Source organism: Pseudonocardia tropica (genome assembly GCF_040105315.1).
In the GTDB taxonomy this organism is placed as follows: Bacteria; Actinomycetota; Actinomycetes; order Mycobacteriales; family Pseudonocardiaceae; genus Pseudonocardia; species Pseudonocardia alni.
The window spans coordinates 1-15,191 of record NZ_JBEDNP010000035.1 but is presented as its reverse complement, the minus strand read 5'-3'; the positions used below and the strand labels follow the sequence as shown (position 1 = coordinate 15,191).

19 protein-coding genes and 1 pseudogene are annotated in these 15,191 nt (G+C 71.1%); 14 read left to right on the top strand and 6 right to left on the bottom strand.

Annotation, left to right across the window (positions count from 1 at the left end; translation table 11 throughout):
* Positions 1 to 159 precede the first annotated feature (159 nt).
* The 10 genes from WHI96_RS26610 (at position 160) to WHI96_RS26565 (ending at position 6,369) form a co-directional block, all read left to right on the top strand.
* Positions 160 to 312 (top strand): hypothetical protein, encoded by a 153-nt coding sequence (locus WHI96_RS26610; protein WP_345645449.1) that lies wholly within the window; start codon positions 160 to 162, stop codon positions 310 to 312.
* A gap of 143 nt (positions 313 to 455) precedes the next feature.
* Positions 456 to 947 (top strand): hypothetical protein, encoded by a 492-nt coding sequence (locus WHI96_RS26605; RefSeq protein WP_345645446.1) that lies wholly within the window; start codon positions 456 to 458, stop codon positions 945 to 947.
* A gap of 754 nt (positions 948 to 1,701) precedes the next feature.
* A complete protein-coding gene (locus WHI96_RS26600) occupies positions 1,702 to 2,016 on the top strand; it encodes a hypothetical protein (protein ID WP_345645443.1) in 315 nt (104 codons plus the stop codon).
* Positions 2,017 to 2,048: 32 nt separating this feature from the next.
* A complete protein-coding gene (locus tag WHI96_RS26595) occupies positions 2,049 to 2,381 on the top strand; it encodes a hypothetical protein (protein ID WP_345645441.1) in 333 nt (110 codons plus the stop codon).
* Positions 2,382 to 2,404: 23 nt separating this feature from the next.
* Positions 2,405 to 2,887, top strand: a complete 483-nt coding sequence (locus tag WHI96_RS26590; RefSeq protein ID WP_345645438.1) for a hypothetical protein — start codon at positions 2,405 to 2,407, stop codon at positions 2,885 to 2,887.
* Positions 2,884 to 3,198 (top strand): hypothetical protein, encoded by a 315-nt coding sequence (locus tag WHI96_RS26585; RefSeq protein WP_345645436.1) that lies wholly within the window; start codon positions 2,884 to 2,886, stop codon positions 3,196 to 3,198. Before WHI96_RS26590 ends, WHI96_RS26585 begins: the two co-directional genes overlap by 4 nt.
* A gap of 83 nt (positions 3,199 to 3,281) precedes the next feature.
* The gene (locus WHI96_RS26580; protein WP_345645433.1) at positions 3,282 to 3,848 is read left to right on the top strand and encodes a hypothetical protein; all 567 of its coding nucleotides are present in this window, start codon (positions 3,282 to 3,284) and stop codon (positions 3,846 to 3,848) included.
* A gap of 97 nt (positions 3,849 to 3,945) precedes the next feature.
* Positions 3,946 to 4,269: a hypothetical protein gene (locus WHI96_RS26575; protein WP_345645431.1), complete on the top strand. Its 324-nt coding sequence runs from the start codon at positions 3,946 to 3,948 to the stop codon at positions 4,267 to 4,269.
* Positions 4,270 to 4,337: 68 nt separating this feature from the next.
* Positions 4,338 to 5,348, top strand: coding sequence for a bifunctional DNA primase/polymerase (locus tag WHI96_RS26570; RefSeq protein ID WP_345645428.1), 1,011 nt, complete (start codon positions 4,338 to 4,340; stop codon positions 5,346 to 5,348).
* 301 nt (positions 5,349 to 5,649) lie between these two features.
* Positions 5,650 to 6,369: a hypothetical protein gene (locus WHI96_RS26565; protein WP_345645425.1), complete on the top strand. Its 720-nt coding sequence runs from the start codon at positions 5,650 to 5,652 to the stop codon at positions 6,367 to 6,369.
* A gap of 306 nt (positions 6,370 to 6,675) precedes the next feature.
* Here the strand turns inward: WHI96_RS26565 and WHI96_RS26560 are convergent, their stop codons facing one another.
* Positions 6,676 to 7,095, bottom strand: coding sequence for a FliH/SctL family protein (locus WHI96_RS26560; RefSeq protein WP_345645422.1), 420 nt, complete (start codon positions 7,093 to 7,095; stop codon positions 6,676 to 6,678).
* Between the two features lie 324 nt (positions 7,096 to 7,419).
* Here WHI96_RS26560 and WHI96_RS26555 point away from each other — a divergent pair, with 324 nt between their 5' ends.
* The 4 genes from WHI96_RS26555 (at position 7,420) to WHI96_RS26540 (ending at position 12,553) form a co-directional block, all read left to right on the top strand.
* Positions 7,420 to 7,881: a MobC domain-containing protein gene (locus tag WHI96_RS26555; RefSeq protein WP_345645419.1), complete on the top strand. Its 462-nt coding sequence runs from the start codon at positions 7,420 to 7,422 to the stop codon at positions 7,879 to 7,881.
* Positions 7,878 to 9,446, top strand: coding sequence for a relaxase/mobilization nuclease domain-containing protein (locus tag WHI96_RS26550; protein ID WP_345645416.1), 1,569 nt, complete (start codon positions 7,878 to 7,880; stop codon positions 9,444 to 9,446). The genes WHI96_RS26555 and WHI96_RS26550 overlap by 4 nt, the downstream gene beginning before the upstream one ends.
* Complete coding sequence (locus tag WHI96_RS26545) at positions 9,443 to 11,506, top strand: hypothetical protein (protein ID WP_345645413.1); 2,064 nt, start codon at positions 9,443 to 9,445, stop codon at positions 11,504 to 11,506. The genes WHI96_RS26550 and WHI96_RS26545 overlap by 4 nt, the downstream gene beginning before the upstream one ends.
* Positions 11,507 to 11,575: 69 nt before the next feature.
* On the top strand, positions 11,576 to 12,553 hold the full coding sequence (locus WHI96_RS26540; RefSeq protein WP_345645410.1) for a hypothetical protein: 978 nt from the start codon (positions 11,576 to 11,578) through the stop codon (positions 12,551 to 12,553).
* 27 nt (positions 12,554 to 12,580) lie between these two features.
* Here WHI96_RS26540 and WHI96_RS26535 read toward each other — a convergent pair whose 3' ends face one another.
* From WHI96_RS26535 to WHI96_RS26515, 5 genes and pseudogenes are all read right to left on the bottom strand, one after another.
* Complete coding sequence (locus WHI96_RS26535; RefSeq protein ID WP_337826975.1) at positions 12,581 to 13,102, bottom strand: hypothetical protein; 522 nt, start codon at positions 13,100 to 13,102, stop codon at positions 12,581 to 12,583.
* 80 nt (positions 13,103 to 13,182) lie between these two features.
* The gene (locus WHI96_RS26530; protein ID WP_345645400.1) at positions 13,183 to 14,223 is read right to left on the bottom strand and encodes a C40 family peptidase; all 1,041 of its coding nucleotides are present in this window, start codon (positions 14,221 to 14,223) and stop codon (positions 13,183 to 13,185) included.
* Positions 14,224 to 14,319: 96 nt separating this feature from the next.
* Positions 14,320 to 14,565, bottom strand: coding sequence for a hypothetical protein (locus WHI96_RS26525; protein ID WP_345645398.1), 246 nt, complete (start codon positions 14,563 to 14,565; stop codon positions 14,320 to 14,322).
* Between the two features lie 76 nt (positions 14,566 to 14,641).
* Complete coding sequence (locus WHI96_RS26520; protein ID WP_345645395.1) at positions 14,642 to 14,992, bottom strand: histone-like nucleoid-structuring protein Lsr2; 351 nt, start codon at positions 14,990 to 14,992, stop codon at positions 14,642 to 14,644.
* A 99-nt stretch (positions 14,993 to 15,091) separates the two neighbouring features.
* A pseudogene (locus tag WHI96_RS26515) lies at positions 15,092 to 15,191 on the bottom strand (IS5/IS1182 family transposase); the annotation flags it as partial.

Here is a 15,191-nt window from a genome sequence, read left to right as displayed (position 1 = left end):
GCCGAGCTGAAGAACTGGAAGGTTCTGCGCAAGATCAGATCCTGCCCGGCCCGGGCCGCCGAGCTCGTCGCCGCAGTTCAGACCCTCATGATCGCCAACGGATGATCAGGTTGGCAAAGGCTCACTGGCGACTTCCTCTTTGAACTCTCGATTCGTCGCATGACGGGCGAGTGGGATGCGCCTGTCGCGACGCAGCCGATCGTCGCCGTGGAGCTGTGCGACGACGTTGACCCGTACTACCGGCTCACCCTCGCCGACGGGACCGTCGCCGATGACGTGCGCGGCGACATGCGGGTCGACGTCCTCGCCTGAGCCGGCCCGTCATCCGTCCGGCTGGTCACGCACCAGCCGTGGCGGTAAGCGGGTCGGCCCATCGGGGTCGGCAACGATCTTCGGTCGCCGCCGACCAGACCAGGCCCTCGCGCATCGACACCGTCTCCCCAGGAGGACCCGTCATGACCGCCACCACCCGTGAGCTGATCTCCGCCACCGCAGGCGAGTGGACACTGACCGGGATCGTCAAGGCCGACACCGCATGCCAGTGCTGCACCCGCCGGGTCCGGGCCCGCGCGTTCCAGGTCAACCACCCCGAGTACGGCGAGCTGGAGTTGGGACGTCGCTGCGCGGTCCGGGCGACCGGGTGGAAACAGCCCGAGCGCGGCGCCCGGATTGCGGCGCGGGTCGCCGAGGTGAAGCGCCGTCAGGAGGTCGTCGGGGCGGCGTTCCCGGCCCTGGCCGAGGCGTACCAGGCCGAGGAGGAGCGGGGGCGCCAGGAACAGGCGGCCGGGTTCGAGCCGCGCTACCCGGGCCACGACGTCCGGGGCCGCCGGTTCTACCTGTTCCAGCTCGCGACGACCGAGGACTTCCTCTGGCACGACGAGGCCGCCGAACAATGGCGAGCGTTCGTGGTCGAGCGGCAGCCCGCGTTCGAGAGCACGGCCCACTGAGCCGCCCTCACCCCGCCATCGTCGGAACGAGTGCACAGGCCGCAGCGTCGTTCGTGAACTGCACGGTCCGCTGCGCTCCCCGGCTGCCGCGCGATCACTGCGCTAGCGCTCCGTGATCACTTGCCACTGACCCCTGCTGGGCGCGCTGAGAGCCGTACCCGGCCCCTCGCGGGGATGGTGCTGGCCGCGTCCCGACGGCATCGGCGACGACTTCCCACGGGCGGGGCGAGCGGGAGGCTTTTGGCCGGCGCCGGACAGAGCCGATATGCGCGACGACGTAGGAATGCACCCGAGTCCGCAGCGCCTCGCGGCTTGGCATCGTGGTGGGCGTCGTGCCGGTCGGCCCCGGGTGAGGATCTCTCCTTGCGTCGGCAGCAGGACGGTGCACGAGAACCTGCTCCGCTCAACAGCCCCTCCGCTGGCGCTCCGGCCGCTCCGCAAGCTCCGCGATCGCTATCGCGAGGCTGACCGCTCCACAGAACCTCGTGCAGAGCGCCGTCCTGCCGACGCAAGGAGAGACCCCCACCCTCAGCGGGGACCGCCCTGCCCGACGCCCGAGCTGATCTTCGGCCCTGCCGGGCCGCCCCCTCCCGGGGGGCCAGGGCGCTGCCCTGGACCCGGCCTCGCTGCGGAGAGTCCCCAACCCAAACCCGCAGGTCAAACCCCAAATCAACCCCGAAACCTCTTGCCACCACTCCATGAGCGCTGTAAACTCTAAAATAACAGAGAGCGGATAATAGCGAAGGAGATCACCATGACGGACGCGATGACCAAGGCTCAGATCAGGCAGGCCGAGCGGGAGTTCAGCGCGGCGTGGATGCGCGCCGAGGAGAACGCGGACGAGCGGGCCGCCGCCTACCTGCGGTCCGAGATGCGCCGCGCCGCGCGGCGACTGGTCGCGCTGACCGGGGAGGGAGATATCGACGGGCTCGACCCGGAGCAGGTGCGCGCCGAGTTCCGCGCCTACGACGACGGGCTCGGCCGCCAGACCCCGTCAGGGGCCGATGTGGCAGTCCTGGCTGCCGAGGGGCACCGCGTCACTCTGCAGCTGGCCCGGCTGGAGGCGTGACCCCGCATAACCTCACCATCAAGGAGTTCGCAATGGACACCCTCGCCCGCATCGAGTCGACCCCCACCACCTCTGTCCTGCTCGCCGTACTGCTGCGCCTCCTGCGCAGTATCGGCGGACGTGACGGACACGGGATCGTCGCCGGGATGCCCATGAGTGCCGACGAGCTGCGCGGAGCGTTCCGCGCGATCCGCCCGCACCTGGAGGCCGGTGACCGCCACCGCGCCGAGCTCGCCGCCACGGAAGCCCTGACCCCCGGCTACCGCACCTTCCACAACGCCGGAGCGCGGGACACCGCACGAGACGAGGGCAACCGACTCGTCGCGGCCGTTCTGGACGCGGTCACCGACCTCAGCAACCGCTGAACATCGACACGAGAGGAACCACCATGAACCAGCAGACCGCGGGCAACGAGGGCCTCGCGCATCTGGCGTGGGTCTTCGGCAACGGCTGGACAGCCAGCGACGTCGGTCCGGCGATGTCCTGCATGGAAGCCGACGCGATCACGGCCGCGCTCGCCCGGGCCCGCTACATCGACGAAGCCGAGGTCTGGCTGCGCGGGCACGCCGCAGCCGACAACGAGGAGCAGGACACCCACTGGGGCATGCCCCAGGAGGCACTGCGCGACTACGTGCTGATGCTGGCCGGGGAAGCCACGATCGTGGACGTCCTGCGCCAGGCGCTGGTGAGCATGCCGTCAGCCCAGGAGCGCGAACTGCGCGAGACCTTCCCCAAGATCACCAGCAAGCTCGACGGGGTCACGGCCGGGCAGATCGAACCGGGCGCCCTGGTAGGTGCACTGCACTGGGTGTACCCACCGGCCCGATCCTGGAGCGCGGCCGAGGACGTAATGGAGCAGGTGCTGACGTGAGTACCGACCTGGACCACCTGAAGCAGCTGGTCGCGCAGTACGCGCAGGCCCGCGCCGAGCTGATCGAGCACCCCAGCTACGAAGCCGGATGTGCACCGGACCGCCTTCTGCACCGCCGTGACGATGTCGCGATCGAGGTGGCCGATGCCGTCGTGGCGCAGCAGCTCCCACAGATCGCCGGGGAACTCGACGTCGACACGGCAGTGGCTGCGGCCGTGGCGTGGTTCCGGGACGTCCCAGAGCGAATGCGGGATCTGGACGATGTCGACAACCGCAGCGCCGCGATCACGATCCTGCGCCAAGTGCTGTAAAAACTAAACCAGTAGGGGCGGCGCGGCGTGGAGCCGCACCGCACCTCCCCGGCCAGCGGCCGGACAGAGAGCAGGAGCGATAGATGAACAACGTGCACTGGGCCCCGGCCACCGGTCGGGTCCGCACCTTGGGGTGCGACGAAGCGACCGAGGCACTGCGCCCGGCCGAGGAACTCGGACTCGACGAGGCAGTCCTGGTCATTGGGGACGACGACGATATCGCCGTGCACGGCACGAAGGACGAGCTTCAGGCAATGCTCACGCGACTGCAGGACCAGGTCGAGCAAATCACCCTCGCGGCCGCCCCGCGCGGAGAGCAGGTCGAGTACGTCGAAGAGGCGTGGGACGAGGTGCACGGTTCGCGCTTCGACCCGGTCTGCCCCTGCGGCAACGAACCAGCCGGGAGCGGGTTCTACTTCGCTGACCGCGACGGCACCGCTCATAGCTTCGACGACCCGCCCGAGGGCTGGCGGGACCATCAGACGATGGGCTGCCCGGAGTGCGGCAGGTTCTTCCGGCAGGTCGAGCACGACGAGCGCGGCTACCCGGTCGCCGGCTTCCGTCCGGTGGACCGAAGCGTCGACATCGCCTACGCAGCCAGCTACGCGCCCGGCCAGGAAAAATCGCAGGTCAATGGTGGTAGGGGGTAGCGAACCACCAGGAAGCGCTGTAAAATCTAAAGTATTGGAAGCGTACGGCATGCGAGTCCAACAACCACCGCGAACCGAACGACCGAAGGAGTCCGAGATGACCACGACGCCCCGCAACCCCGAGTCGGGCGGCATGTCCGCCATCAGCGCCGCGATCCGCGGAGCTCTGCATGGGCCCGTGCGCGAGCGGGTCGGGACCGACCCGGTCACCGCGGTGCTGAACGAGCACCGGGCCCAGCCGTGCCGGGGGGTCGACCAGCCGTGCGGAGCCCCCGCCGGGCAGCCGTGCGAGCCGTCGTGCTCGTCCTGGGAGCTCGTGCGCCGCGCCGTGCCGTGCGAGGGCGCCGACGACCTGTGTGGCGCTCCCGCCGGGCAGCTCTGCCAGCCGTGGTGCCCGTCCTGGGCCACCGACCCCGCGTGACCGACCGCAGCCCGGGGCCCGCCGCGCGGCGGGCCCCGGGGCCGGGCCCGACAGCAGAAGGAGCGGAGATGACGAACGAGACGCAGCCCGCACCGGCAACCGGTGAGCGGGACACGCTCGGGGAGCGGGGACGGCGGGCGTTGGAGGCCGCAGCGGCAGGGCTGTACGTGTTCCCGCTGTACCCGGGCACGAAGAACATGCCCGCGGTGAAGGACTGGGAGAACGAGGCCACCCGTGACCCGCAGAAGATCATGCAGTGGTGGGCGAAGCGGCCCTACAACTTGGCCATCGCGACCCACCCCTCACGGCTCGTGGTCGTCGACCTCGACCCGGCGAAGCCCGGGGCCCCGGAGCTGGCCGAGCCGTATGAGGGGTGCAAGCACGGCCTGCAGGTGTTTCAGCGGATGGCCGACGCAGCCGGGGAGAGGTTCCCGCTGGACACCTACCGGGTTCAGAGCCCGCGGAAGGGCGTTCATCTCTATTTCCGCGCGCCGGATGACGTCGAGCTGCGCAACTCGGAGAGCCGCCTCGCGCCGCTGCTGGACGTCCGAGCGGGGGGCGGTTACATCGTTGCCGCGACCTCCCGGCGTAGTGACGGGGTCTACCGGGCGCAGAACAGCCGACCGATCGCGCCGCTGCCGCGCTGGCTGCTCGACGCCATGTGCGCCGCGCGCCCTGCACCGCAGCCGGAGCCGATCCCGGTGCCGCGCGCAGCCCATGCGGGCACGTCGGCAACGCGAGGCAAGCGCGTTCAGGCCTACGTCGACCGGATCGTCGAGGCCGAGCTGGACAAGCTGAAGACGGTGCCGAAGGGCGTGGGCAGGCGGCACAAGGCGCGACGCGACGCCGCGTTGAAGGTGGGCAACCTCGTGGGCGGGGAACACCTCACGCGGGCCGACGCTCTCGCCCGACTGCTCGAGGTGGCGCTCACCCACGTCGGCACGACCACGGACTCCGCCGGTCGGGTCCGCAGCATCACGACCGCCCAGGAAGTCACGACCACCATCGAGAACGGGCTCGACTACGGCATGAAGCGCCCTCGCGTCATCACCGAGGCCGAGCTGCAGGACCGACGATGAACGCCCCCGCCGACCCGGTGCCCGCCCGGCCGCACGCCGGCGGGCACCGGATGGCCGGCGGGAGCAGCCGGCCCCGGACGCGGTGGGAGCCGGTCCCGTCCCGGCCCCGTGGGTCGGGCCCGGTGTCGTGCGAGTGCGGCCGCCACCGCGACCGCTGTCGCTTCGGTCGCCCGCATCGGTGGTGTGCGCCGTGGATGGCTCACGGCCAGGTGCTGCGCTCGATGACGACGGACTACTGCGACCTGTGCGGGGCGGTCTGCACCGGCGAGGAGGAGTGATGACGCGGCCTAGGATCGTGCTGGTGTCACCCGCACGACAGGCCAGCCCCCGCACGCCCGACCGCTTCGAGCGCGACGGGCGCGTGCTCGTCACGCGCGCCGCGCTCTGCGAGGAGTTCGGGATCGGCGAGTCGACCGCGCGGACCTGGTGGCGGGACCGGGACACGAACGACCATCCCGAGCCGGTGTATCGGGAAGGCCGCCGCCAGTGGTGGGACCTGGAGGCGATGCGCGCGTTCGTCGACACGGTCCGGAACGCAGCCGCGCGGCGCGAGCAGCCACCGGCGACGATCGAGCACGAGGGGCGCACCCTGATCAACCGGCCCGGGATGGCCGAGCGCTATCACCTGGACGCGCAATGGCTCGCCGTGCTGTACCACCAGCGAGCCGACAACGGGCATCCCGAGCCGGTGCGGCGCTTCGAGCGGTTCCTCTACTTCGACCTCGAGGAGACCGACGCGTGGAACGACGAGCGCGAGGCAGCCAAGCGTCGCTCGCTGACACCGGTGGACTACACCGGCGAGCCCGACGAGCTCGTCGACATCACCGAGGCGACCCGGGTGCTCGGCTACCGCAACGAGTCGACGATCCGCAGCTTCCTGTCGCGCAACCGTGACTACTTCCCGGCGCCCGAGCAGACCGATGCCGACGGCCGGGCCCTCTGGCACCGACGCGCGTTGTGGGAGTTCGGCGACCGGCGGAGCCGCCCCGGCCGGGCCGGACACGCCAAGACCGGTGACTGAGCTGGCCACCAGGCCGACGCGTCGTTCGTGAACTGCACGGGTCGCTGCGCTCCCCGGCTGCCGCGCGATCACTGCGCTAGCGCTCCGTGATCACTTGCCGCTGACCCCCGCTGGGCGCGCTGGCAGCCGTACCTGGCCCCTCGCGGGGATGGTGCTGGCCGCGTCCCGGCGGCATCGGCGACCGCCCAGGTCGAGAGCCTGAACGAGCTAGACACACCGAAGGCGCCGTACGCATCCGCGTACGGCGCCTTCGTGCTGCGCGCGTGTGCCGGCCGCCTGGTTACCGACGATGCGGCGGAGGACGGTTCAGGACGGTTGAGTGTGGGCGGCGTCGAGGTCCGTCGGCTCCGGGGTGGGAGCAGCGGAGTCGTGGGCGCTGTAGTCATCGTCGCGGTCGGTGGGCGTGGCGCTGCTCGTGCTGCCGTCGTGGTCCGTGCGACGGGGCGTCGTACGCAGGGCAGCGCCGGCGGGTTGCGTGCCGCACCCGATCTCCTCCAGCTCGGCCGGGCTCCACCCGGCGTCGCGCGCATCGCGGTAGCCGTCGGCGTAGGCCTCCTGCTTGGTCCGCCAGCGCTCCCGCGCGGCGTCGAACTCCGCGCGTGCGTTGTCCACCTCGACCCCCAGCTCGGCGAGCTTGATGATGGGCCGCATCCGTGCCTGCAGAAGATCCTGGGCCGCCTTACGAGCCTGCGTCTTGGCCTGCGCCGTCGCCCCGCGCGTGTTCATAGGGCGGACTGTACCGCGATGTGTATCAATCCCGCGATGCACTCTGATACACGCTGGTACTCGCGACTGCGCGCGAAGCGCGCCGCCATGAGGCCGCACCGCGCGACGCGCGCGACCGCACGCCCGACGGGGCGCCGGGGTCCCGCCGATTTCGAGCCGCCGCACGCGTCGCCCCTCAAATCGGCGGAGCAAGTTAGGTGTTTTCCTAAGGAAAACACCGATGTGAGGCTGGCGTGTGAGATCGTCGGCGTCGGGTCCGGGTGATCTCGGCCCGCCACGTCCGGTCCTGCCGGCGCCACGCCAACCCGAGGGGAGGGATCTTCGATGACCCGGACTCGACGCCCTCGTGCCGAGGGCGGACGGCCGCACACCACGACCGTGTCGTTCTCCGAGTCGGAGTGGGCGGCGATCGAAGCGGCGGCGGCCCGGGCGGCGATGGCCCCGGGTGCGTGGGTGGGGGACTCGGCGGCCCGGGCTGCGGAGCTGCCCGACCCGGTGGTGCCCGGTGCGCGGGTCTCGGCAGGTTCGGCCGGCTCGCGGATGCAGAGGCTGATGGGGCTGCGCTCGGAGCTGATGGAGGACCGCCGGGTGCTGCGCAACATCGGGGGGAACCTCAACGACATCGCGAGGGTCGCGAACACCGATGGGGCGCTCGAGTCGACCGTCGGTCAGGTCGCGCAGATGGTGGCACGGGCGGTCGAGCGGATCGACCGCACGGTCACTGAGGTCGATCAGCAGGTGACCGAGGCGATGCCGCAGGCGCGGCGGAGCAGGAGCCGGCGGTGATCGCAAAGATCAGCCGCGGGTGGCGCGCTGAGGGGCTGATCCGCTACCTGATGGGCCCGGGGCGGTTCAACGAGCACACCGGGCAGCGGGTCGTGGCTACCTGGGACGGGGCACCCGAGACGCATCAGCCCGCGCAGGCTGCGGACGGCTCGTTCGATGTGCGCGCCCTGGTCGACGATCTCAGCGCGCCGGCGGTCGGGGCCGGGGTGGGTCTGCGTGAGCCGGTGGTGGAGCAGGGCAAGCGGATGCGGCAGGGCCCGGTCTGGCACTGCTCACTGCGCAACTCACCGGAGGATCCGGTGCTGAGCGACGAGCAGTGGGCGCGGGTGGTCGAGGATCTGCTGGACCGGACGGGGATCGCACAGCGCGGGGATCCGGACGGTTGTCGATGGGTCGCGATCCGGCATGACGACGACCACGTGCACGTCGCGGCGGTGCTGGTGCGTCAGGAGTCGGGGAAGCGGGTGTACCCGTACCGGGACTTCGTCCGGGCTCGGGAGACGTGCCAAGCCGCGGAGGCGGAGTTGGGGCTGGCGGCAACGGCGGGCGCCGACCGGAGCTCGGTGACCGGGCCGTCGCAGGCCGAGCAGGAGAAGGCGGCCCGACGGGAGCTGGACGAGTCCTCGCGGGAGTGGCTGCGGCGGACGGCACGGGTCGCGGCGGTGCAGGCACGCGACCCGGAAGCGTTCGTGGCGGCGCTGGGAGAGCTGGGTGTGCTGGTCCGGCCGCGCTACGGGCCGCCGGAACAGGACCCGGAGTCGGGGGAGCAGCACGCCCCGATGGTCGGGTACTCCGTGGCGGCGCCGGGTGATGTCACACGGGCTGGTCAGCCGGTGTGGTTCTCCGGGCGCACGCTGGCCCGGGACCTCTCGCTGCCGAACCTGGTGCTGCGGTGGGACTCGGCGCCCGCACCGGTGCCGGTGTCCGGCGCAGCGGAGGAGACGCACCGGGCGACGGTGAGCCCGCGGGAGCGCGCGGCCGCGATCGACGATGCGGTCTCGACGATGGAACACGCCACGGCCACCCTCGCCGCCGGCGAGACCGGGGCGAGCGCGGACGGGGTCGCACACGCGGCCGGCGACATGCTCGCCGCGGTGGGCGCGGTGACCGGCCGCCAGGACCAGGGCGAGCGAGTGCGCCGGGACGCGGGCAACGACCTGGACCGGGCGACCCGGGTACCGGGCCAGGTCCTGCCGTCGCGGTGGTCGCCGGTGGCGAAGGCACTGCGACAGTCGGCGTGGCGGCTGGCCGCGACGCGGACCGTGAGCCGCCACGGCGCGGGCGACGGGGCCCGGCTGGTGCTGGCGCTGGCAGCGCTGGTCGCCGAGATCGCCGCACTGCGGGAGACACAGGCGCGCCTTGCCCAGGCGCAGGCCGCGCAGCGCAGCTGCACCGCGCTGCGCAGTTCGGCTCAGGCCACCTCGGCGCGGACGACGTCGAACGGCCCGGGCCGGGGCCAGACGAAGACCACGCGCCGTCAGCGGCCGCAGCAGCCCCCGCCGGGGCCGGCCCGGGCTCCGCAGGCTCGGCGGCAGGAGAACCAGACGCGAGGGAGAGGCCGATGACGGGTCAGATCGACCAGGACGTTCCTCTGCTGAGCCCTGGGCGGGAGCAGGTCCAGGCCTGGACGCAGCTGATGCTGGTGACGGCCAACGCGTTGCGGCAGCGCCGGATGGAACTGGGTCAGGCCGCCTGGAGTCAGCAGCGTGCGGCTGCCCGCACGGCGCAGCAGTACGCCAACGACCTCGACCCCCGGGTCCGCGCGATGGCCGCGGCCGACGAGGCAGCCTTCCGCGAGAGCAGCGCGAACGGAGCGGAAGGATTCGAGCACAGGACCAGCAGCGAACCGCAGTTCGGCTGGACGGTGCACACCACGGCCGGGCCCATGCCGGAGAACTCGCCGTCGGGCACGCGCGGAGCGTGGGGGCTGTGGGCGCACGGCTCGTACCACGAGAAGTCGCTGTCGGTGTTCGTGGTCGTCCCCGACCGGGAGTCCGCGCTGCGGCTGCAGGATGAGGTGACCCGCGGCGAGCAGCGCACGCTCAAGTCGCTCGGCGAGCTCGGTACCTACGGCTTCCTGCGCGCCGAGCACGCCCGCACCGAGGTGCGTGAGGACGAGGTGCAGCTGCGTGAGCGGCTGGCCCATGGCCTGCACACGGCGTGGGCGCACGACCCTGGCCTCGTTGCGGGGGTACTTCGCCCCCGCCGCGATGAGAACGATGTCGACTACTCCTCGATCGACCAGCTGGCTCACGAGCTGAGTCGTCTGGAGGACCGCGGCTACGCGATCGAGGACGTCCTCGGTCGGCTCGATACCGGTGCGATCCGTGCCTGGTACGACCAGCAGGACCAGGAGCTGTGCAACCTCGCGGGCTACACGAGCAGTCTGGTGTCGCAGGTGGCCGACCGGCTACAGGTGGTCGATGCCGTACAGGTCGACCCGGTCGTCGCCCGCGAGGTCGACCAGGCGCTCGCGCAGGGACTGCACGAGGCCGGTGTGGAGGCCGACCGGGTGTACCGCAGCCGCAATTTCGGGCAGGTGCAGGCGCAGCTGACCGACCTGCGGTCCGACGGCCATGACCTCACCCCCCTGTTGGCGGGCCTTCCTGGCAAGAAGATCAACGCGGCCGGTGACCCCGCCGCGTACCTGCGTGCGGTGCTGGAGAAGCGGGCGCGCTCGTCGCGGCCGACCGAGGCGACAGCTGAGCCGGGACGGGCGGCGGCCGAAGCGGAGACCGGGGTGTATCGGACGGGGCCCGACCTGGGGCCGGCCGAGCGGATGATGCGCCGCTACCTCGCGCCGGAGACCGCGGACTCGGTGATCGGGTGCCGCGCCTGGCCGGGACTGGCCAAGCAGCTGCTGGCGTGGAAGGAGCAGGGTGCCCCGGTCGCGGAGGAGCTTGCGCGGCTGCCGGAGGACCGAATCCGCAGCGCCGTCACCCCTGCTGGCTATTTGAAGACGTTGCTGCGGCGGGGGGTCGACTTCCGGGAGAACGAGGCCCGCAGGGCGGGCGAGGTGTCGGGTCAGGAACGCGATGCCCAGCACGCGGCGCGGCTCAGGAACCTCACTGAGGTGGTCGACGAGCCGCACCGGTCGGGTCCGGTCACCGAGGCCGTCCGGGACGGTGTGCCCCCGTCGCCGTTCGAGGTCCGCGAGCTCGATCCGACCAACGCCGTCGAGCGCACCGCGCTGGAGATGTCGCGAGGCGCCGGCACGGTCGAGGACGACGCGTACATCGCGGAGATTCTCGCTGCGCCGGACCCGGGAGAGGTCTGGAGCAAGTTCAACCGGGCTGCCGAGGCGCGGGGTCGCGCGGCCGATGCTGAGGAACAGGCCGCCGCGCATGCACGGACGCCGGATGACCTGGACACCCGGCCGCGTGAGGACCTCATCGGGCAGGACGAGGCCGGCATCGACCGGCGCCGAGCCGACCGCGAGAGTGCGATCGCCCATGCCGAGGAGTCCGGCGTGCCGACCGCGGCGGCGCTGCGCGCCGAGGTCGCCCACCGCCCCCCGACCACCGAGCCCGGCGCGGCGGTGCGTTCGGAGACCCGGCAGGTCTCGTCGCCTCCGCAGCCGGCGCCGACTCGGCAGGCGACGCGCGCCCCGCGCCCACGTCGCTGAACCCAGCCGACACAGCGAGGTGGGCGCCGTCGACGGCGCCGACCCAGCCATCAGGGGAAGGAGAGCAGGGTGAGTGGGGTCGCCGCGGCTGCTGGGCTGCACAGCGCCGGTGCGTGGCTGTTCCCTGCGATCGCGGCCACCGCAGTGGCCATCGTGGTGTCGGGGTTCGTCGCACTACGCCCACGAGGGCGGGCGGATGTCCCTCTGGGGGCACCGGTCCAGGGGGGTGACACCAGTGCTCTGGGCATTGGCCCGTCGAACAGGATCGACGACTGTGCGGCCCGGCTCACCGGCGAGGACCTGGTTGCTGCGTTCGCAGCCCTCGAGGAGCTCGGCGCGATCGCCCAGCGGGATGGGGCCAGCTCGGCGGCGGTGATCGCCGTGTGGTGCGAACTCCTGCGGGCAGCGCCGGCGGGGCGAGACGAGCGTGTGGCCCGGGCGGTGCAGCAGCGGCTGTGTACTCACCTCAAGCGGGTCGCCCGCGACCGGAACCGGCGTGCCACCCTGCACCTCGATCTCAGCGATGCCCAGCTCCACGACCTGGACCTCGACGGAATCGCACTCGGAGGACTGAGCCTGGCCCGCGCGCGGCTGACGGGCACGACGCGGCTTGCGCTGCGTTCCTGGAACGGACTCGACGCCAGTGAGGCGTACTTCGGCGGCGACCTGCTCGCCATCGACCTCGGGGTGGAGCGCCAGCTGTCGCTACGTGGCGCGCTGATCGAAGGCGTACTCGACCTGCAGGAAGCCGCGGTGTTCGGTGAGCTGGACATGTCGGGGAGCGAAGTCGCCCAGCACACCAACCTGCGCGATCTGGTCGGGAGTGGCGGGCTGCGCCTACAGAGCACCGCGGGCGCGGCACTGTTCGCGGGAGCGGTCGACCTGTCCCGGGCGATCGCCGACCCGGTCGTCCTCGACGGTGACGAGTTCACCGGCGGGGTGACGCTCAGGCCGCCCGGTGTCGAGCGCTCCACGGCGCTCCTCGGTGACGAGGACGACCTGGCCGATCAGGTGCGCGAGGCACTCGAGACGCCTCTACGCGAATGACTCCCTGGCCCCACCAGGGCAGCCGTTCTAGTCCACACGCAGGCGGCCCGATCGCGTGAGGCTGTCGATGTAGGCAGGCCAGTCGCGGTCGAGCGCGCCTTGCAGGTTCTTCTTGAGCTCGGCGTACTCGGAGGGGTCGACGGTGCGGCCGGCCGGATTCTCCGGCGAGTGGGTGATCGTCTGAGCGTTCCCGGCAGTGCAGAGCAGCATGTGCGCGTACTGCGTGAGGCTCATGAACAGGGTCGGGGTCGGGACCTCGATCAGTTCGCTCAGCGCCGTGTCGAAGTCAGGGACGCCGATCTCGGCCCAGTTCGCCTGCGCCCGGCGCAGGAACCCGGTCAGCTCGGACAGGAAGATGACGCGCATGCCGTGTTTGCGGTGGAGACCGATGGCGAAGTCGAGGATGGCCTGAACGGGCCGCGACTGCGCCTCACGCGGGATGAACGTCGGCGCGATCGCCTGGGCGCATTCCTCGGTGTCGTTGCGGGACCCGTCCGGCCAGGGCAGGCCCAGGACGAGCCAGAACGGGGGATTGTTGATGTTCGCCACGGACGTACTCACTTTCTCGTAGGGGGTGCACACCGGGAAGCTCCCGCTGCGTACGGACGAGGCGACGAGCGCGGTGCGCGTCACGCTGCGGTGGGGTTCGTCGCGCGGACGGCTCCGATGAACTCCCCCGCGTAGTAGGAGTTGGACCAGATGTCGGGCTCGACCTTGACCACGTCTCCGCTCTCGGGGGCGTGCAGCATCTGCCCGTTGCCCAGGTAGAGGCCGACGTGGTGGATGCCGCCGGGCTGGCCGTTGGAGGAGAACAGCACCATGTCGCCGGGCTGGATCGCGGCCTGGTCGGTGATCGCGGGCTGGAAGGAGTTCCAGATGGCCTGGGTCTGGTGGGGCACGCCGATGCCGATCTCGGCGAAGGCGTAGACCATGAGCCCGGAGCAGTCGAACCCGCCGCCGGTCGGCCCGTTGGCGTCACCGCCGCCCCACACGTAGGGCTGGCCCTGTTGGGACATGGCGCGGTCGACGACGCGCTGGATCTGCGGATCGGCGGCCGGCACAGGGCCGGTCTCGGGGCCGCACTCGACCCCTTCCAGCGCCCCGGCCAGCGTGGCGGCCGACTGCTCCCACTTGGCGTAGGCGTCGGGGAACGCGCTGACCTGGACCAGCTGGGCGGCCCGGGTGACGGGCAGCGATTCCCACCCGGGTACCTGCAGGAGCGCGTCGTAGAACAGGCGGGCGGACTGGCGCGGGTCCATGCGGGTGGCGACGTCGCCCCACCCTGCCTCGCGCTGCTGGAACAGCCCGACCGAGTCGTGGTCGCTGCCGACGCCTTGGTTGGGCAGTTCGAGCGACTCGGGGACGTTGGAGTTGGCCAGGTTCTTCAGGTTCGACTCCTGCATCGCGGTCGCCAAGGCGACGACCCACCCGTGCTGCGGGACGCCCATCTCGACGCCGGTGGCAACGATCAGGCCGGCGTTGCTGACCTGCTCGGGGCCGATCCCCTCGACTAACTGCGCCGGATCGGCTCCCGGTGGGGCGCACACGACACCGGGGAGGCCAGGGGTGGGTCGGCCGGCGCCGCTACCTGCCACGGCCACGATCAGGAGGAACCCGAGAAACAGGACCAGACCGAGCGCGATGGCCCCGCTGGTCGCAGCTGCACGCACCAGCAAAACGTATCATTCGCGTGCTTCAAGTTGATACGTATCGTGGTCACGTCGTCGCTTGCTGTCGAGTAGCGGCGACGCATGATCGGGAGCTGTCTACGATGACGCTGGGCGTTGGCGTGACTCGATCAACTCGATGTAGCGCCACAGAGAGCCGATGTACTCGGACACCCGAGCTTCGGGCTCCGGGCCGGTGCCGTCCCAGGGATGCATGAGGTCGACGCTTTCGCCTGCATAGTCTTGTGCGTGGGCGAGTAGTTCGCGGCCGCCGAGTTCGAGCAGGCGGCTTTCGGCGATATCTTGGAGGAAATCACCGTTGTAGTAGTCCTCCGGCTCGTTCATTGCGCCAGCGTAGCCGAGCCCGATGCTGTGCCCGCCACATTCTGTATGGCGGGCACAGCTGCGCATCCGGCCGCGGTCAGGCGTTCTTGTGGAACGCGTCGAGGACGTTCTGCGGGATGCGTCCACGGTCGGACACGGAGATGCCCTGCTTGCGCGCCCAGGCACGGATCGCCTGGTTCTGCTCACGGTTGACCGTGGCCGTCGGCCGCGCGCCAGCGGTCTCCTCCCGGCGCTGTCCACGGCGGAGCTGGGCCGAGTGCCGTCGGGCGGCGGAGACGTAATCGGCCAGGACCCCACGGAGTTTGCTCGCGTGAGCGGAGGTGAGGTCGATTTCGTACTGCTTCCCGTCGAGGGCGAACTCGACCGTCTCATCGGCGGAGCTGCCGTCGAGATCGTCGACGAGTCGGACGGTCAACACCTGGGCCACGTCATGAACCTCTCTTCATTGTGGGAAACGGAGTCGACTGCACCGGGGCGCTCTCGTCGATTCCTGGTCGGGATTGAACCTTTCCCAGTAGGGATTTGATCATGTGGTGTGGCCGTGTTCGATGTGGAGCAGCACGAGCGCGGCGGCGGTGATGGCGCCGATGCGCCAGGGGCAGAGGCTGACCCGGCGCAGCGCTTTG